16 protein-coding genes are annotated in these 17,612 nt (G+C 44.6%); 6 read left to right on the top strand and 10 right to left on the bottom strand.

The features are described 5' to 3' along the window. Nucleotides 1-198: 198 nt before the first annotated feature. The gene (locus V7051_RS22995) at nt 199-603 is read right to left on the bottom strand and encodes a hypothetical protein (protein ID WP_333879138.1); all 405 of its coding nucleotides are present in this window, start codon (nt 601-603) and stop codon (nt 199-201) included. 383 nt (nt 604-986) lie between these two features. Between V7051_RS22995 and V7051_RS23000 the strand changes: the two genes are divergently transcribed. Beyond that, nucleotides 987-1,682 carry a thiopurine S-methyltransferase gene (locus tag V7051_RS23000; RefSeq protein WP_333879136.1) on the top strand — a complete coding sequence of 232 codons (696 nt, stop codon included), beginning with the start codon at nt 987-989 and terminating at the stop codon, nt 1,680-1,682. A gap of 201 nt (nt 1,683-1,883) precedes the next feature. Here the strand turns inward: V7051_RS23000 and V7051_RS23005 are convergent, their stop codons facing one another. Together V7051_RS23005 and V7051_RS23010 are read right to left on the bottom strand one after the other, a co-directional pair. Further along, nucleotides 1,884-2,717 carry a quinoprotein dehydrogenase-associated SoxYZ-like carrier gene (locus tag V7051_RS23005; RefSeq protein WP_333879134.1) on the bottom strand — a complete coding sequence of 278 codons (834 nt, stop codon included), beginning with the start codon at nt 2,715-2,717 and terminating at the stop codon, nt 1,884-1,886. A gap of 69 nt (nt 2,718-2,786) precedes the next feature. Next, nucleotides 2,787-3,722: a quinoprotein relay system zinc metallohydrolase 2 gene (locus tag V7051_RS23010; RefSeq protein ID WP_333879132.1), complete on the bottom strand. Its 936-nt coding sequence runs from the start codon at nt 3,720-3,722 to the stop codon at nt 2,787-2,789. Nucleotides 3,723-4,694: 972 nt separating this feature from the next. Between V7051_RS23010 and V7051_RS23015 the strand changes: the two genes are divergently transcribed. Beyond that, the gene (locus V7051_RS23015; RefSeq protein ID WP_333879130.1) at nt 4,695-4,838 is read left to right on the top strand and encodes a hypothetical protein; all 144 of its coding nucleotides are present in this window, start codon (nt 4,695-4,697) and stop codon (nt 4,836-4,838) included. Nucleotides 4,839-5,280: 442 nt separating this feature from the next. Here V7051_RS23015 and V7051_RS23020 read toward each other — a convergent pair whose 3' ends face one another. Beyond that, entirely contained in the window at nt 5,281-5,466 is a 186-nt protein-coding gene (locus V7051_RS23020; RefSeq protein ID WP_333879128.1) for a hypothetical protein, read from the bottom strand. Nucleotides 5,467-5,930: 464 nt separating this feature from the next. Between V7051_RS23020 and bfr (V7051_RS23025) the strand changes: the two genes are divergently transcribed. From bfr (V7051_RS23025) to V7051_RS23040, 4 genes are all read left to right on the top strand, one after another. Next, nucleotides 5,931-6,410, top strand: a complete 480-nt coding sequence (gene bfr / locus V7051_RS23025; protein ID WP_333879126.1) for a bacterioferritin — start codon at nt 5,931-5,933, stop codon at nt 6,408-6,410. 18 nt (nt 6,411-6,428) lie between these two features. Beyond that, complete coding sequence (gene bfr / locus V7051_RS23030; RefSeq protein WP_333879125.1) at nt 6,429-6,911, top strand: bacterioferritin; 483 nt, start codon at nt 6,429-6,431, stop codon at nt 6,909-6,911. 376 nt (nt 6,912-7,287) lie between these two features. Beyond that, on the top strand, nt 7,288-7,491 hold the full coding sequence (locus V7051_RS23035) for a (2Fe-2S)-binding protein (RefSeq protein WP_333879123.1): 204 nt from the start codon (nt 7,288-7,290) through the stop codon (nt 7,489-7,491). Nucleotides 7,492-7,840: 349 nt separating this feature from the next. After that, nucleotides 7,841-8,935, top strand: coding sequence for an alkene reductase (locus tag V7051_RS23040; RefSeq protein ID WP_333879121.1), 1,095 nt, complete (start codon nt 7,841-7,843; stop codon nt 8,933-8,935). A gap of 107 nt (nt 8,936-9,042) precedes the next feature. Here V7051_RS23040 and V7051_RS23045 read toward each other — a convergent pair whose 3' ends face one another. The 6 genes from V7051_RS23045 to V7051_RS23070 all read right to left on the bottom strand — a co-directional run bounded on the left by V7051_RS23045 (nt 9,043) and on the right by V7051_RS23070 (nt 16,817). After that, nucleotides 9,043-9,882 carry an NAD-dependent epimerase/dehydratase family protein gene (locus V7051_RS23045; protein WP_333879119.1) on the bottom strand — a complete coding sequence of 280 codons (840 nt, stop codon included), beginning with the start codon at nt 9,880-9,882 and terminating at the stop codon, nt 9,043-9,045. A 2-nt stretch (nt 9,883-9,884) separates the two neighbouring features. Further along, nucleotides 9,885-10,820 (bottom strand): YbgA family protein, encoded by a 936-nt coding sequence (locus V7051_RS23050; protein WP_333879118.1) that lies wholly within the window; start codon nt 10,818-10,820, stop codon nt 9,885-9,887. 42 nt (nt 10,821-10,862) lie between these two features. Further along, complete coding sequence (locus V7051_RS23055; protein ID WP_333879116.1) at nt 10,863-12,974, bottom strand: putative bifunctional diguanylate cyclase/phosphodiesterase; 2,112 nt, start codon at nt 12,972-12,974, stop codon at nt 10,863-10,865. Nucleotides 12,975-13,044: 70 nt separating this feature from the next. Then, nucleotides 13,045-14,769: a two-component system response regulator gene (locus V7051_RS23060; protein ID WP_333879114.1), complete on the bottom strand. Its 1,725-nt coding sequence runs from the start codon at nt 14,767-14,769 to the stop codon at nt 13,045-13,047. A 3-nt stretch (nt 14,770-14,772) separates the two neighbouring features. Continuing rightward, the gene (locus V7051_RS23065; RefSeq protein ID WP_333879112.1) at nt 14,773-15,228 is read right to left on the bottom strand and encodes a response regulator; all 456 of its coding nucleotides are present in this window, start codon (nt 15,226-15,228) and stop codon (nt 14,773-14,775) included. Next, a complete protein-coding gene (locus V7051_RS23070; protein ID WP_333879110.1) occupies nt 15,228-16,817 on the bottom strand; it encodes a sensor histidine kinase in 1,590 nt (529 codons plus the stop codon). The genes V7051_RS23065 and V7051_RS23070 overlap by 1 nt, the downstream gene beginning before the upstream one ends. Nucleotides 16,818-17,612 lie beyond the last annotated feature (795 nt).

Consider the following 17,612-nt stretch of genomic DNA (forward strand, 5'->3'; position numbering starts at 1 on the left):
TTCTTAGGGGGAGACGGCGCAGTAATGCGCTGTCTCTACCCGACCGTTTTCCAGTGTTGAGTATATTGAAGTCTCTAACAACCGCGAATGCCTCTATTCCGCCAATGACTATCTATCGCCGGTTGACTATGAATTGCAGCGCAAAGCTGTTAACCGTGTGTCCGGAAAAGTGTTGACGCATCAATGAGAAGCGGCAACTTAATTCAATATCTTGGTTTGTTTCGTACAACGCCAATGGGCGGTATTAAAATCCACTTCCGCACTGGCTTCTTTGTCCATGCAAAGCCAATAAGGTGCGGGTTTCAGTTCCGTTTTGCACGAGGCAGATATAGGCGCTTCCCCAGCTTTTTTGTTGCCTTTAGCCCTTTCTTGTTGTTCGAAGCGCTGAGTGGCACGCAAGCAGATTTTGAAAGCATCACTTTCTGTGTCGACAGTGTCGGCATTATTCTCCTGCGAGGTCTTCGGAGGGTTGGAGTCCGGTGGTATGGCTTCAGGAGACTGACTCTGAGCTATCTTCGGACTTTGAACGTCATTGGGTGCTTGCGCCTTACCAACGATGGGTAAAGCCATGATTAAAATAAATCCCGTAACTAATTTACGCATGGTAGAACTCCTTCTAAGAACGGGTTTCAAGGAAACGATTGCCTAGTAAGATCTGGCACTGTCTATATAAGTCCTCCCGCTTCAGGTAGTCTGTACGGTTCCACACACAGCCTTATGGCATTCGGATTCTGTCGATAGGTTAGGATACTAATGGCGCTTTAGTGCAGAAATAAATCTAAAGCTTCACTCACACTCTAAATATGAGAAAAAATTCTATTTTCAGGTGGTTACAGAACCATTTCAACACAGCTATCCAAAATAAGTTTGTATGAAATCATTTTTGATTTTTGGGCATGGCCTTAATCTTTACATGATTGCCTATCACCCGGACACTGCTCATGCTGTTCTGCAATATATGTCACAATTAAACTTACGTTGGCCTTATGGCCACTCACAAAAAATCTAAACAACAGGAGCATACCGTGCAGCATGAATTTTGGCATCAACGTTGGCAGCAGAATCAGATCGGTTTTCATAGTGATGAAATCAACCGCCATTTACAACAACAATGGTCGAAGTTAAGGGTAGAACCTAATAGCCGGGTATTCGTGCCAATGTGCGGCAAGAGTAACGATATGCTGTGGTTGCTGGCTCAGGGTTATCAGGTGGTTGGCGTAGAGTTAAGTCCACTGGCGGTAGAAGCGTTTTTTTCAGATAACGGTTTGCAACCGACCCTACGCCATCAAGGCGATTTTGTGGTCAGTGAAATTGATGGGTTGCAAATTTTCTGTGGCGATTTTTTTGCTTTGCGGCCTGCTGATCTGGGCAAGATCGACGCTGTCTATGATCGCGCATCTCTGGTGGCGTTGCCATATGAAATACGCATTGATTATGTGTTGCACATGTCTGTTTTACTGACGGCAGGTGTGAGAATCCTGCTAGTGGCTTTCGACTATCCGCAGCATGAAATGCCAGGGCCACCCTTCAGCGTGCAGACTGAAGAAGTCGAAAAGCTTTATTACTCTTGGTGCGATGTTGAATTGCTGGCTGATGAAGATGTGATAGAACAGGAGCTGCACTTCAAGGAACGCGGACTTAGTCAAATACGGGAGCAGGTTTACCGACTAATAATTAAGTGAGTCGGTAAGAGAATGCCGTTTCAGATAGGTGAACAGCTTCTAAAATTTGCCGGTAATGATCGTCAATTACTTGGTTGACAAGCTGGGCGTCGAATATCGGAAAAATTGGAAGCTCTTTTACATTCTTAATGACGATATTGTAAAAACGGTTACAGGGGCTGTGTGGAAAACATATATCACTTGCGGTGCATATTTTTAAAATTACGGCTGAATTTTAAAAGTTTCAGTATAAGTATTACCTTGAGTGCAAACTTTTCTACTGGTTGGCGTTTCGCAAGATGTATCGATAATCTCGGCTTTTAATTCGCCTGCTTTTTCCGGCACGAAATAGAATCTGAAATTAGGATCTGAGCTAATAGCAATATCGGTTTTCGCAGTTAAAATGGGTTTATCATTAAATGAGACTTTAACTTGTTTAACAAAATGCGATTTTTTTATAAAACGCGTCACTTGATCCATTTGCATGCCGGTAGTATTAGGATGGCTAATGAGTAATTGCGCTAAGTTTGGCTCGCCAACCTTAACTTTGTCATCCAATCTAAATTTCATTTTACCTAAGCGACTCATGGTTTCATCTGTATTTGGGTCGGCCGGAGCGGAACAACCGCCGCTGGCTTTGACGAATTTTTTAGCCATCGTCAACGTGTCGTCATTCATTTGGGCAACAGCGCGGATATAGCTGTTAGTGTTGACCCGTATCCGTATAGCAATATCGGCTTTGCCGCTTTCGGGGGTAAACTCAAATTCACCGACATAGGGAAACGGGTTATTATCGACTAACACCAGGATTTTTTTGATGTAGTGTTCTTTTGTCTGGTTAATCTTGCTGGTGATTTTAATCGGCACTAAAGCTGGGTCTTCAGCACGTACAGGAGTTTCCAGTTCAATGACTTTATCGGATTCTTCAAGCGCTTGTTTAGCAAAGAATTCGGATTTTAAAATGTTATTCCAAATATTTTCATTTTCAGCAGCAATGGCGGCAATCGGTAATAGCGTAGTTATGAAGATTGCGGGCAATAGTTTTATGTATTTCATAGTATTTTCCTGTTTTGGTTTAGTTTTGCGCGATTATTTATTTTGCGAGCTGATAAAAATTAATCCAGGTTATTTTTTATCAGCCGGATAGTCGTCTTCCCATTCTAATTGAGCAAAAGCAGTAGTAACATTTTTGCGATGATATTCATCAAATAAAGCCCAGTTATTTTTCTCGGAATAACCGACTGTTTTCACCGCATCTTCTAAATATTTACCTTTTTTAATTGCGGCGCGAATTTCAGTCAGTAACAAGGTTAAATAATGTTTTTCCGCTTGTATGCTTTGGGGCCAATCCGTTACTAAGTCACCATGCCCTGGAATCACATAACTAAAAGCTTGTTTTTCCAGTTTCGCAATTTCCGACAGCCAACCTTTTAAATTGCCATCCAACGTTGGCAGATGCTCGGTAAATAGTAAATCCGACAGCCACATCGTATTGGTTTTTTCATCATATATACTCAAATCGTTATCGGTATGCGCGGTAGGATGGGCTTTTAAGGTTAAAACCCGTTCGCCTAAATCCAGTTTTAAACTGTCTTTAACTTCTATATCAGGCAGAATTAAATCAGCAGTAGTCAGTTTGGTATCTAATTGTTCAGCGGCTTTATCTAAATAATACGAGCCACGTGTTGTCATTGCGCTAGCTAATTTATGATGACCGACGAATTTAACCCCAGCCGCTTTGAAAGCATTATTGCCGTAAATATGATCGGGATGGACATGCGTGTTAATCACATAGCAAATCGGTGTTTGCGTGGTTTCAATAATGGCTTGTTTTAAAGCTAAGCCTTGCTGCGGATTACCACCGCTGTCAATGACGGCGACGCATTTTTGCCCGACAATAAAACCAAGGTTGGCGATTTCGCCGTGGTTTTTACTATCTGGAAATTGATGTTTGCCAAAATGTACATACACGCCTGTCGTTACTTCTTTAACGGGTAGGGCGGTGGAGGCTGTAGCTTGTGCAGCTATTATGATTAAAGCGAACAGCGATAGAATTCTCATCGGTTTTCCTTTTTTTCTGAATGCGTTTTGATTTTACGATTAAGGGCGATAGACGAGACTGCCGAAAAACCCGTTAAGTATTTATTTAACTATGTAGTATAAGCACTCGGTTATATTGCACGTAATTCTATAATTAATAAACAGTAAGTCAGTACAATTTAGGCTGTTATTTTGGCTAGTCTCATATAGCTTATTAATCTTCATGTTCATTACCGTGTACAAATAATGAATGAAAAGCTGACCTGGCGTTATATTGCGGTTACAGCCGCACTCAAATTTATGCATCATGGCTGTTACACCTCGCGTTTGAGGAATAAATTGATTATTTGGGGCAAATAAAAATGTGCGTTAGCTTCTTTTGATAAATCATGACAAACCGAAAGCCGACCGAATTTCACCATGCTAAACGAGATTGGCGGGAGTTGGTGGGTGTTAGATAAAGATCATAAACCTGATTGTTCCTCCGATTTCTTTCTACGCTAAATAAAGAGGCAGGCGCCGACGGCGCCTGCCCCTATAATCAACAATATATAAAATATCTCAAAAAAGTTACCCAGTCCTTGTGACGTGTTTCGGTAATAAGGTCCCATGATTCTCTCCTCCCTTTATCGAGATTCAATATAGGATATTAAAAAATTGCCAAAACCGGTTTATAAGTTTGAGTTTAGAACTTACCTTGGAAATTGACATTGTCCCGTTCATAGAGAGGATCAGGAATGAGGAAAATATAAGCTTATAACTCAGGACTACATTTCATATTGGCGGGCGTTGGTTTGTGTCAAATAAAAAAGAAATCTCCAGAAGATGGGCTAATTGATATTCATTACTTAGCTTATATGAATAGTTTGTGAGTCTATTGTGCTCAATCAGGAAACAATCCATATGTCCATAGTATTCTTGTCAATAATAAATACAGCCAGTATAGTTGAGCTGTAATTTATAGAACTTTCAACTTCATACGAGGACTTTATCATGAGCGACCTTCAAAAAGATATTTTAACTGGGACGGTATTTGTAACCGGGCTGCTTGGCTTTATTTCGGGCGAATTCATCATTTCATCCACACTATTCGCATCGGCGGCTATTGCCAGTAACGTCAACTTAAACCGTAAATGAGTTAATCCGGCCAATGATTATGCGACTGATTCATTCAATCAAATTGTTTTTCCAAAGAGTAACTTGAAGACTTTCAAGGTGTAATTGCCTTGAAAGTTTTCTTTTTTCGCTTAGATATTCTTTAACTGCAACCGAAATTTCGATACCGCTAGTTACCCGATGTTATGGGTAAGGCTTCTTAATTATTCTGTTTAACACGATGTGTGTGGGCGTATAATCTATTAAACAGCTGGATCACGATAAAATCATGGTTCGGATGATAGGAACTCTGCCTGCATTTTATGAGTGCAAAATTATCAATCGTACATTCATAAAACTGATCAATTCGTAGGAAAGATCTTGTCAGTTCGCTGTCCAATCTAAATCTGGAATCAGGCCATGAAGCAGGTCAATTTTCAACGGGCATCAACACTGCCTGATATACAATGCATTTCTGTTATCACTAATCATCCTGATCACTTATTCTGCGCTTGCGCGGTTCTTCTGGTTTATTAGTACACTCGCTTGGGGATTGCATCACATTCTCAAGATCCTCTATCAAGCCGACAAGACAAATTCCGTCATTTTCTCTAACCTCTTTTAAAAAATCGATGGTTATTTCAAGTAATGATTCATTTATTAGCTTCATACCGCCCTCCTAATCAATGTTAATCACAATGCAAAAATTGCCTGTCTCTAGCGTTTTTATTTTTCGGCTAAAAACTATATTAGTATGACTATCAATATATTAACTTTCAACTGCTCTGATAAATGTTGTGTTGATATTTGGAAAAAATTTATATGGATTGACATGTACCAATGCCTATTCCTTCTATGGTGCTGTATATTTGTTACGAGTGGATGGAGTATTTGATTTTTTGGGGCATTGTTTACCATTATGTTCTTACTTGTGTGTATTGAAGCGGACAAGATCAGCTTTGGATAAGGTGCGAAAATAGACATTGAGTCATATCCAGAAAATGGCAATTTCTAAACCAACTTGGAAAGATTAATTTGACGGTTAGGCTGGGCGGTATAAAATCACTGTGAATGTTTACCAACTTGCTGCAGGCTATCGATAAGCCCACGTCCGATTCACTTTAAGAGGTTATTATGAAAGGCGACAACAATATTCTGGAAATTCTCAACGGCTTGCTTGCCGGAGAACTGAGCGCATCCGATCAATACCTGATCCATGGTGAAATGTACTCCGATTTCGGCCTAAACCATTTGGCAGAAAAAAGCCTGCATGAGTCTGAGCATGAACGACAGCATGCCCGAGCCTTGATTCAACGTATCCTGTTTCTGGAAGGCACTCCCAATTTGTCCAAACGTGAGGCATTGAATATAGGCGGATCAGTACCGGAAATGCTAAAAGCCGATCTGGGAGTCGAATATCATGTGGTCGGAGAGCTCAAAAAAGCCATGGCCGCTTGCGAAAAAGCTCAGGATTATGTAACACGCGATATGTTGGCAATACAACTGGAAGATACCGAGATGGATCATGCCTATTGGCTGGAACAACAGTTGCGGCTGGTCAGCCTCGTGGGCCTGGAAAACTACCAGCAAAGTCAAATGAAACCGGGTATTTAAGCTAACAAGGAGACAGACATGAAAGGCGATATAAAAATAATCGAAACTCTGAACAAGATACTCAAAAACGAACTAACCTCAATCAATCAATATTTTTTGCATGCGCGCATGTTTCGTCATTGGGGTCTCGAAAAGCTTAACGATTACCAGTATAAACAATCGATCCGCGTCATGAAGGAAGCTGATGAGATCATTGAACGCATCCTATTCCTGGAAGGACTGCCCAATCTACAAAACCTCGGAAAGCTATTGATCGGAGAGAATGTTGTTGAATGCTTAAACGGCGATCTGGAATATGAAAAAAATATTCAGCGGCCTATGCTAATAGACGCTGTGGCTTTATGTGAGGAATTACAAGACTACGTCAGTCGCGATCTACTGGAAGAGTTGCTGGAACATTGCGAACAAGCTATAGACTGGTTGGAAACACAGCAAAGTCTAATAGCGAATGTTAGCCTGCCTAATTACTTACAATCGCATATAGAACACGGCGGCGATTGATATAGTCGAACTGCTTTGACGTATGTCACGTTTTTAAATCTTAACCGGGGAGTCGCTATTTTTGCGAAAGCTTTTATGGGCCTCCCAGCCCAACAAGCGGCAAAAATTACGCGACCGCTAATGCCTGCGGCTGCCCCAGCCGTCCTGGTCACTCGATCGCTACCCAACAAGGGGTAGCTCACATGCTCTCCAATGACTCGACGCGATTTCGGAAAGCCTGCATTTTCACTTCGCAAGCTGCGTGAAAACACATGCACTATCGCTTCTGGGGACTACTCGACTCCTGTCTCGCAGCGTCAGACTTGACAGATACTAAAAACTAAATGAGAATGCTTCTTAATAATTACGTGCTATTGCATTTTAGAGGAGCTATCTCATGTATGTATGTGTTTGTCAGGCAGTGACAGATCGCGAGATTCATCAAGCAGCCAGAAACGGAGCTAAAACACTCGGCGATTTACGCCGTGATTTACGGGTAAGTGTTGACTGCGGTCGTTGCGCAAGTTGCGCACGTAAGTGCTTAAGATCAGTCATTGAGGATTCTCAACAAGAAAGCTTACAATTACCCGCCCTCGCCTGATCTGCCTTTCTATTAAATGCGGCTATTCCGTTTTATTTTAGATAATTAATTCAACCGTTAGTAAAGATTAACGGTTGAATTACAGTCAAATCAAACCATCCTCCGACTGAATTCAACCCAACGCCTCTTACCAACAGAATTAAAGGTATGGGTAACGATAGAGCCTATTTTCTGCGGCTGTGAACCCAATAATATCTCCCGAATGAAGCGACTTTGTAAAATTTGACGCGGTTATAAACATGCGGCAAATACAGTTTGATGATTTAATATAATTTTTTGCAGCATTTGTTGCTGAGTTTTAAAGGATACGCTGCACCTGTTATCCTAATTATTCTAATTGGAGGGCATCATGACATCAGTAACAAGTGATAAAAACAACCTGTTTTCGCCGATATCGTTGGGGGACATGGCATTAGCCAACCGCATCATCATGGCGCCTTTAACGCGCAACAGGGCGGGCGATGGTAATGTGCCTCAGGATATGAACGTTGAATATTACCGGCAACGAGCCGGAGCCGGTTTGATTATTAGCGAAGGCAGCCAAATATCGGCTACCGGTGTTGGCTATCCCGGAACGCCGGGCATTCACTCCCAAGCGCAGATTGAAGGTTGGAAGCGTGTTACTGACGCCGTTCATGACAGAGGTGGCCGGATTTTTATCCAGCTTTGGCATACCGGCAGAATCTCCCACTCATCGCTGCAACCCGGACATATCTTGCCGGTTGCCCCATCTGCGTTGAAAGCCGCCGGTCAGGCTATGACTTATCAGGGTTTGCTGGATTTTGAAACACCGCGCGCCTTAACTCTCGATGAGTTACCGGATATTGTTGCCGAGTATGCAACAGCAGCACAAAATGCCAAAGCGGCCGGTTTCGACGGCGTGGAGCTTCATGCCGCCAACGGTTATCTGCTGGATCAGTTTTTAAGGGACGGTACCAACCAGCGCGAAGACGATTACGGCGGCGATGTTGCGAATCGGATGCGCTTGTTGGTTGAAGTGGTTGAACAAACCATTGTGGTTTGGGGCGCCCATCGTGTCGGCGTACGAGTATCGCCGGAAAACAGTTTTAACGATATTAAAGACAGTCAGCCGCAACAGACTTTTAACGCGATAGCCAAAAAATTATCCGAGTATCCACTGGCCTATCTGCATGTTCTGGAAGGCGACATGGTCACCGGTGAGCGCCATGTGGATTATGTTGAGTTAAGGAACTGTTTTGCCGGTTTCTACATGGCTAATAACGGCTATGACCTGGAAAGCGGCGACCGGGCGATTGAACAGGGGAATGCCGACCTGGTCGCCTACGGTAAGTTGTTTATTGCTAATCCGGATTTGCCTGTGCGCTTCGCTAAAAACCTGTCGCTGAATACGCCGGATCAGGCGACTTTTTATGGCGGCGATGAAAGAGGTTATACCGATTACCCGAATTTTTCCGGTGGGTGAGGGCGTCAATCAAAAGAACACCACGAAGGGATGGATGAAATGTGGTGGGCGCGAATTTATTCGCGCCCACAATAACGTAAAACTTCGTGTCTTTCGTGGTGAAAAAACTATCCTCGTGTGCGGATTAATTCTAAATAGCCGTCTTTATAGCTCGGGTAGCGAAACTGATAACCCAACGCTTTTAATCGGGCATTATTACAGCGTTTATTCATTCCGGTATCAGCATCGGTTGCTTTAACCGTCGGTGGTTCGCAATGCAAACGATCTGCCAGCCAGGACATTACTTCCCACATCGGTGCAGGATCGTCATCATTGGCCAAATAGCATTGAGCTAGTTCATCGCCCGCCAATCGCCTTTTAAGTAAGAAAGATAAAGTACCAACACAATCCTGCTGATGTATCCGGTTGGTAAAATAAGTCGGGGTTTGCTGTATCGCCGGTGCTTGCATCGCCAGTCTTAACAGGGATTCCCGGCCCGGCCCGTAAATGCCGGAAAAGCGCACCACGATATTGGCTGGGTTCGAACCGATCAATTTTTGTTCGGCTTGTCTGATCAAGCGACTAGTAATATTGGCAGGGTCTGAAATGGAATCTTCATCGACCCATTCGCCTTGCGACTGTCCGTAAACGCTGGTGGATGACACCATTAGCCAAGGCGTTTCCGGGAGCCACTCTAGCAGGTTGCTCAAGCCGCTTTCATAAACAGCGCGGTAGCTTTGTTCATTGCGCTGATCGGGCGAAACGATGAAAAACGCCTGGGTAAAGTCGGTGTCCAAATTTGCCAGACTAGCGGATGAGCTTATATCGGCAGCGACATAGCTAACCGGGCCGGGAACGGATAAAGGCGGCTTGCGTTTTAGCCCGGTCACATCATGGCCTTGAGCCGATAAAACCCCCGCAAGTTCAGAACCTATCGTGCCGCAGCCGACAATTAAGATTTTTGCCACGCTTATAATTGATTAATGAGTTGCAGTTCTTGCGGATAAGGCGACATGTAATAGGACTCTTCTATATACGGATCTGGCGTTTTACGAAAATGATGTTTAAGCAAAGTTAAAGGCACAATCAATGGAACGTAGCCGTTGCGGTAATTTTCAATCACTTCACAAAGTTCGGCTTTATCGTCGGCGCTTAACGTCTTTTTTAAATAGCCTTGAATATGCTGCAAGACGTTGACATGATTTTTGCGGGTCGCGACTTTTTTAAGGGTAGTCATCAGCTGCAAAATGTATTGCTCTGCAACGTCTGAAAGGTTGGCTTTGGTCAGTCCGGCTAATAACTGTCCCAGCTCTGCATAGTCTGCATGACTCATGATGATCAACTTATGACGCGCATGAAAATGAGTCAGGCTGCTTAGCGTTAATCCTTCTGCCAGCATTAACTTCCAACGGTAGAGAACATAAACGCGCTGGATAAAATTTTCACGAAGTCCGGGATCGCCAAGGCGGCCTTCCTCTTCTACCGGCAGCAACGGATTATGACGCATCATTTCTTCAGCGTAAATGCCGATGCCGTCTTTATGCGGTTGACCTCCGACATAAACCTTGACCCTCTCCATGCCGCAACTGGGCGAATCTTTTTTCAAAATGTAACCGCACAAGTCAGCGTGTAAATCTTTTTGATATTCAGCACGGCTGCGTAAGCGCTCGGTTACATCCATTTCAGGCTCTTTAATACCTACACAATGTATTACATTATCGATTTTTACCAAGTGAATGGTTGGTCGAGGCGTACCCAGGCCAATTTCTACTTCGGGGCAAAAGGGGTGGAAATCAAAATATTCCGTCAAGGTGCCGGTGATATAAGAATCCCGTTTGTGCCCTCCATCATAACGAACATTTTGACCTAATAAACAACTGCTGATACCGATAGGAATTTTTTTCATATGACTCTATGGAGGTAAGTAAGAAGTGGAGGTTATTATGAATTACTTAACCGCCATGGCTTGCCAGTTCATTAGCAAGGTTGTCATTTGATCAGACGGGATCGGGCGGCTAAACAAAAAACCTTGTATCCGTTCGCAATCCTGATCGCGCAGAAAATCCATTTGCCCCTGATTTTCCACGCCTTCGGCAACGCTACTAAGCCGCATGTTCCGGGCCAAGCCGATAACGGCGCTGGCGATGGAGGCATCGGCGGAGTCCATCGGCAAGTTTAAGACAAAGTCATGGCTTATTTTCAGCGTATCGATAGGAAAGTGTTTCAAATAACCTAACGACGAGACACCGGTACCGAAATCGTCAATGGCTATTTTTAGCCCCAAGAGCTTTAATTTTTTCAGGGTTTCGACGGTTTCTTCCATATTATCCATCATTACGCTTTCAGTGAGTTCAAGTTCCAGCAGCTCGGGCGGAATATTAAACTCAAGCAGCATTTGCTCGATCATTTCAATCAGGTTCGGTTGACGGAATTGCCTTGCCGATAAATTGACTGCCATAGTCAATGGAGGAAATTCGGCATCCAACCATTCCCTGATTTGCTTACAAGCGGTCCGGATCACCCATTCACCCACCGGTATAATCAGCCCGGTTTCTTCCAGTAAAGGGATAAACTCAAGCGGCGACACTAGGCCAAGATCGGGGTGCTGCCATCGTATCAGCGCTTCAACCCCGTTGACTATGCCGCTTTGCATGTCAATCTGGGGCTGATAATAAAGCCTGAATTCCTGACGGTCCAGGGCGCGACGTAAATTGGTTTCCAGCATCAAGCGCTCGAAAGCGACTGCATTCATGTCCGCCGAGTAGAATTTAAAGTTGTTACGCCCATATTGTTTAGCGTGATACATCGCAACATCGGCGTTTTCCAGAAGTTTTCCCCGGTCATTGTCGATGCCGGGATACAGGTTAATGCCGATGCTGGCGGTGATAAACACTTCATAGCCACCCACGGAATAAACGGAAGACAAGGTCTGGATGATTTTCTTGGCAATCTGTCCGACATCTTCTTCCTGAGTTATCTGGGTAATGATCACGGCAAATTCGTCACCGCCCAAACGGGCGATGGTATCGATTTCACGTGCGCAACGTTTGAGCCGTTCGGCTACAGCGACCAGCAGTTCATCACCGATCACATGCCCCAAGGTATCATTGATTGCTTTAAACCGGTCAAGATCCAGGAACATAACGGCAACCATGCATTTGTTTCGTTGTGCCTGCAAAACGGCCTGTTCCAGACGATCATGAAACAGCAGGCGGTTGGGCAATCCGGTCAACGGGTCGTGATGGGCCAAATAGTTGAGCCGCTCTTCCGACAGCTTAAGTTCGGTGATTTCAGTGAAGACTGCTACATAGTGACTGATATTATTCGACTGCATGGATTCAGGAGGTAGAGTAACGCCCGGGGCAATTGCGGAGGCCGCTCTGTCAGGCACTGCACTGATATTGACCCAAGTCGGAAAAATTTCCCCGTTCTTGCGGCGGTTCCATATTTCACCACGCCATTGGCCGGCTTTATTCAGAATGTCCCATAGTTGGCGGAAAAAGGCATGACTGTGCCGCTCTGATTTTATGATATTGGGTGTATTACCGATGATTTCTTCGGCAGAATAACCGGTAATCGAGCATAAAGCCTGATTGACACTGATAATGTTTGTTTTGGCGTCGGTTATTAAAATACCTTCCAAGGTGTTCTCGAATACCGTTGCGGCAAGGCGTAATTTTTCTTCTACTCGTTTGCGTTCGATTGCATAGTGTATGCTACGGTTTAATATTCCGCTATTTAGGTCGCTTTTAACCAGATAATCCTGAGCACCGGCCTGTGCCAGTTTTATCGCCAAGTCTTCATCGTCGAAACCGGTCAAAACTATAATAGGCAAGTTAGGTGCTTGTTGGTGTAAACGCCAAAAAGAATCCTCGCCAAAGGCGTCCGGTAAGGATAAATCCAGTAAAGCAACATCGAAATGTTGTTGTTTTAGCCAAGCTAAACCGCTTTCCAAGCGTTCGGCATGAGTTAAACGGAAAGTCTGCCTCGTGTTTTCGGTTAATAGTTCGCGTAGCAGCACAGCATCGGGTTTATGGTCTTCTATGAGCAGGATATTCATGTTCACTACTTTTCTATGATTGGAAGATGAGCTGTTGAAGCATAGGGTACACAGGCCTTATCACTGCTCCTTATTGTGGATGCAGAGTGGCGCATCGTGCGATTAATTCGCCCGCCTCATCCACGGGTAATGGCCGACCGTATAAATAGCCTTGAGCGTCATCGCAGGCGATATGACGAACCATTTCGAGCTGCGCCTCGTTCTCGACGCCGGTAGCCAAGCCTTTGATATGAAAGATGCGCGCTATTTCAATGGCCGCTTTGGCGATAACCGCTTCACTTGAATGGAGCGAATCCTGCTGAATCAGCGATTGATCGATTTTGATAGCGTGTATTGGGAACTTGCTCAACGATTTAAAAGAAATCATATCGTTACCGAAATTGTCTAAAGACAGTTTTATGCCCATTTGAGAGAGCCGGTTAAGTTCCTGAACAGAATACTCGTCATCTTCCCAAAGGGTTGCTTCATGAAATTCCAGCTCCAACAGGGAAGGGGATACATCATTTTCTTCTAGAGCATTGACCACGCTGTCAACAAAGCCGCTTTGACGAAACTGCCGGGCCGAAATATTGACTGATATCGCTAAAGTCGCCAAGCCTTGCTGTTGCCAGGATTTACTTTGAGCGCAGGCCTGCTGTATTACCCAATTGCCTACCTGAACAATAAGGCCGCTATTTTCCAGGTCAGTCATAAATTTTGCCGGCGTCAATAAGCCCTGCTCGGGATGCCGCCAGCGCAACAAGGCTTCCATACCGACAATCATACCGCTACGGACATCTACGGTGGGTTGATAATGCAGCTCAAATTCATCACGTTCGAAGGCTGCGTTTAATCGCTCGATTTTATCCGTATTGCGCTGGATTTTTGCACCCATGGCCGCGGAGAAGAAACGGAAGCCTCCTTTTTTTTCATGGCCGGCTTCCTTGGCTTGATACATGGCGGCATCGGCAGCACCGATGAGCGATTCAATGTCAGTGCAGTCGTCAGGATAAATGGCGATACCCAAGCTGGCGTGAGCTGTGATTTGCTGGCCATTTAAGAGCAACGGTTCGGCTAAAATGTGTAAGATTTTATCGGCGATTAACGCAGCATCCTCGGCATTGTTTAAATTGTTTAAAATAAGGGTGAATTCATCGCCGCCCATACGTGCCGCGCAATCGCTGGTACGAATGCAATTTTGCAAGCGTTTCGCTACTTCCTTGAGCAAATCATCGCCGCTACGATGACCTAACGAGTCATTGATCAACTTGAAATCGTTCAGATCGAGAAAAATTAAAGCCAACGATTTTTTGGAACGGCGCGCGCCGCCAATGTCTTGCTTGAGCCGGTCATAGAATAATTTACGGTTAGCCAACCCGGTCAGGACATCGTAATGAGCCAGATATTGCAGTTGTTCCAATAAGGTCTTTCGTTCTATCGCGTAATATAAAGAGCGCCGCAATACCAATTCCGAAATGCCGTTTTTGACTAAAAAATCCTGCGCACCCAATTGAACCGATTGTATCGCGAGCAACTCATCTTCTTCTGCGCTTAACACCACTATCGGAATTGTCAGGGCTGCCGTATATATTTGAGTAAGACTGTCTAACCCGTTACCGTCAGGCAGACCGAGATCAAGCAATATCGCTGAAATACCGCCTTGTTCCAAAACCGGTAAAGCCTCGCTGAGTAAACCGACACGGATTAATTCGAAGTGCTTATTGGCGTTATTGTTGGTTTCCAGCAAAACTTCAACTAATTTGGCATCACCTGGATTGTCTTCAATCAACAAGATTTTCGCTATGGTCGGACTCATAGTTTAATCCATGATTTCCGAAGGCAGCTTGACGATCGTCAGCCAAAAAGTTTCGATTGATTGAACGACTTTGATAAATTGCTCCAGGTCGACAGGCTTGTTGACGTAACAATTGACGTGTAAATCGTAGGTTTTAAGGACATCCTGCTCGGCTTCTGAGGAGGTAATGATAACCACGGGAATGCGCTTCAAATTCGAATCGGCTTTGATTTCCGCCAACACCTCAAGCCCGTTTTTTTTCGGCAAATTGAGATCGAGCAGGATCACATCAGGGCGCGGCGCGTCCGCGTATTTTCCTTCCCTGTGCAGAAAGGCCATTGCTTCCATGCCGTCACCGACTATGCTCAGATTGTTTTTTACTTTGCTTTCGGTCAGTGCTTCGCAGGTTAAACGAACATCGCCCGGATTATCTTCCACCAGCAAAAATTCGGCGACACGGCCTATGTTTTCTATGCTCATCAGTTAGTTTCCTCGGTTAGGGTTTTAAGTAAAGTGAAAATAAACGTAGCGCCTTGACCTCGATCTGATTTAACCTCGATTTGTCCGCCATGACGCTCGATGATTTTTTTGCAAATAGAAAGACCGATACCGGTTCCGGGGTAATCTTCCTTATTATGCAGGCGCTGAAAAATAACAAAAATCCGATCGAAAAATTCAGGTGCGATGCCTATCCCGTTGTCTTGAATCTCAATGCGCCAGCATTTATCCGCATCAGAGGCTTTAATGCCGATTTCAGGGGGCAGTTCGCCGCGAAACTTGACCGCATTGCCAATCAGATTCTGAAATAATTGAGTCAGTTGAGTAAGATCGCCATGTGTGTTTGGTAACTCGTCGTAGACAATCTTGGCATGGCTTTCCTCAATCGCTACATGCAGATTGGCTAGAGCTCGTTGCAAAACTGAATTGAGATTCACCGGTTCAAACGGTTTGTTACGCGAACCAATCCGGGAATAAGCGAGTAAGTCGTTAATAAGCGTTTGCATCCGGGTTGCGCCGTCGACCGCGTAATGGATGAATTCGTCCGCATCGGAATCCAGTTTGCCCCGGTAACGCCGTGACAACAGTTGGGTGAAGCTGGCCACCATGCGCAACGGCTCTTGTAGATCGTGGGATGCGACATAAGCAAACTGCTCCAGCTCTTTATTGGAACGCGCCAACTCTTCGGTGCGTTGCGACAAGGCTTCCTGGGCCGTGCGGTAAGCGCTGATGTCGGAAAACTCAACGATAAAATGAGTGACGGTGCCGGTTTCGTCCTTGACGCCGCTGATATTGATCCAGGCGGGAAAAAGATTGCCCTGGCTATGTTGTAGCAAGCTTTCGCCTTGCCACGGTTCGCCCTGCTTAATGTCTTGCCAATGGCTGATAAAGGTTTCCCGTTCTTGAGCGGGTAACAGCAAGGTGATAGGCTGGCCAATCAGGTCTTCATTACGGTAACCGGCAATGGCGGCCACTTTGTTGTTAACGTGGAGTATTTGCCTGCGGATGTCGGTAATAATGACGCCTTCGATATTGCTTTGAAAAACTTGAGCCAGCAGTCTCAACATTTCATGATCGGCATGAAAATAAGCGTCAACAGCCAGTTCTATATCGAACAAAATAACCTTGATTACTGCCTGCATGGTATCGGTGCAGGCGTTTTGATCGTTTGCCAGTTGTTGCTGGATTTCAGGTAACAGCCAAGCCAGGTAATAATGATAAGCGCCGAGATACCATTGTGGCTTAAGTCCGATACGGTGATGGGTTACGCCGATGTTGATGCGGTCTTTTGTATAATCAAGATCGTAATTACCAGCGATCAGGCGATCGAAATAGGCTTCCTGTTTGCATTTCAGGCGCTCGACCAGAACCGGATCGGTCAATAAATTACGGGTCGTGTCAAAGTTTTGTAATTGTATATAGAAATCATCAATAAATGCGGCATGACGGCCTTCTAATGAGCTATGCAGCGCTTTTAGCAAATCGATGTCACGCGGGCTCAGTCGTAAAAACGCAAGACGTTCGGCAATTTCCCTGTCATTCATAATCATGGATGTGTTGGAGTCGGTCATGTTCGGTGGAGTATTAAACTTATTTATTCTAAAGTTACTTACAATGGTGTCGAGATGTCTTCAGTCCAGGTAAACGCCAATGCAGTATTAAGTTTTTATTAAGAATGGGTGTTTTACATTTTTTAGGCAACGATTGCCAGTAATTATTGATTTGTTCTCGATAAAGCAGGTAATGAGATTGTCTAACTGAAGACTTGTATCGGCAGCGCTATGTTGGGTGCGGCTTGTTGTTTTTAGCGCTATTACGGGGATACCACTAGGTAACGCTACTTATTGAATGAAGGCATTGAACGCTCTATCCTAAAGCCGGGGTCTCTGTATAAATATGGTTGCGCCTTTTCCCCGGAGCGTCTACACGGAGGTAGGCGGTACGACTAGATAGTTTCGTTCCGGGGATATTTTTCCCGATTGATGTGATTGATAGGCACCTGTTTGGCGTCTGTCCTCTAGCTTATGCCGTATCCTGTAAGCGTTTTATGTTTCAATGTTCCCGGCTACATCTTTTTCGCTGATAACAGCAGCCTTGAAAAGTGTGAGCTTGCCTGTCATGCTGTTTATATTAATCATTCAGTCTTTGGATTACGCCTTGCATGTTGGAACGTCGGGCCTCCGAGCAGTCGTTATCGGATCATTATTACCGGTGCGATGACTCAGAAGGCTGTTACATCCTGTGCAAAACCTTGGAGTTCTTGATCTTTTAAGTTAATTATTGCAAATTCTGCTGAGGCGTTACACTTATGAACTGATGTTACGCACTCGCCCCCCAAAAGGCGTATTATTCTGGAATGGATAAAG

The sequence above is a fragment of the Methylobacter sp. genome (assembly GCF_036845245.1).
Classification (GTDB): Bacteria; Pseudomonadota; Gammaproteobacteria; order Methylococcales; family Methylomonadaceae; genus Methylobacter_A.

What these genes read in the sequence shown, in the direction of transcription:
- V7051_RS22995 (WP_333879138.1), bottom strand. Translation starts at nt 603, where the DNA reads ATGCGTAAATTAGTTACGGGATTTATTTTAATCATGGCTTTACCCATC.
- V7051_RS23000 (WP_333879136.1), top strand. Translation starts at nt 987, where the DNA reads ATGGCCACTCACAAAAAATCTAAACAACAGGAGCATACCGTGCAGCAT.
- V7051_RS23005 (WP_333879134.1), bottom strand. Translation starts at nt 2,717, where the DNA reads ATGAAATACATAAAACTATTGCCCGCAATCTTCATAACTACGCTATTA.
- V7051_RS23010 (WP_333879132.1), bottom strand. Translation starts at nt 3,722, where the DNA reads ATGAGAATTCTATCGCTGTTCGCTTTAATCATAATAGCTGCACAAGCT.
- V7051_RS23015 (WP_333879130.1), top strand. Translation starts at nt 4,695, where the DNA reads ATGAGCGACCTTCAAAAAGATATTTTAACTGGGACGGTATTTGTAACC.
- V7051_RS23020 (WP_333879128.1), bottom strand. Translation starts at nt 5,466, where the DNA reads ATGAAGCTAATAAATGAATCATTACTTGAAATAACCATCGATTTTTTA.
- bfr (WP_333879126.1), top strand. Translation starts at nt 5,931, where the DNA reads ATGAAAGGCGACAACAATATTCTGGAAATTCTCAACGGCTTGCTTGCC.
- bfr (WP_333879125.1), top strand. Translation starts at nt 6,429, where the DNA reads ATGAAAGGCGATATAAAAATAATCGAAACTCTGAACAAGATACTCAAA.
- V7051_RS23035 (WP_333879123.1), top strand. Translation starts at nt 7,288, where the DNA reads ATGTATGTATGTGTTTGTCAGGCAGTGACAGATCGCGAGATTCATCAA.
- V7051_RS23040 (WP_333879121.1), top strand. Translation starts at nt 7,841, where the DNA reads ATGACATCAGTAACAAGTGATAAAAACAACCTGTTTTCGCCGATATCG.
- V7051_RS23050 (WP_333879118.1), bottom strand. Translation starts at nt 10,820, where the DNA reads ATGAAAAAAATTCCTATCGGTATCAGCAGTTGTTTATTAGGTCAAAAT.
- V7051_RS23055 (WP_333879116.1), bottom strand. Translation starts at nt 12,974, where the DNA reads ATGAATATCCTGCTCATAGAAGACCATAAACCCGATGCTGTGCTGCTA.
- V7051_RS23060 (WP_333879114.1), bottom strand. Translation starts at nt 14,769, where the DNA reads ATGAGTCCGACCATAGCGAAAATCTTGTTGATTGAAGACAATCCAGGT.
- V7051_RS23065 (WP_333879112.1), bottom strand. Translation starts at nt 15,228, where the DNA reads ATGAGCATAGAAAACATAGGCCGTGTCGCCGAATTTTTGCTGGTGGAA.
- V7051_RS23070 (WP_333879110.1), bottom strand. Translation starts at nt 16,817, where the DNA reads ATGACCGACTCCAACACATCCATGATTATGAATGACAGGGAAATTGCC.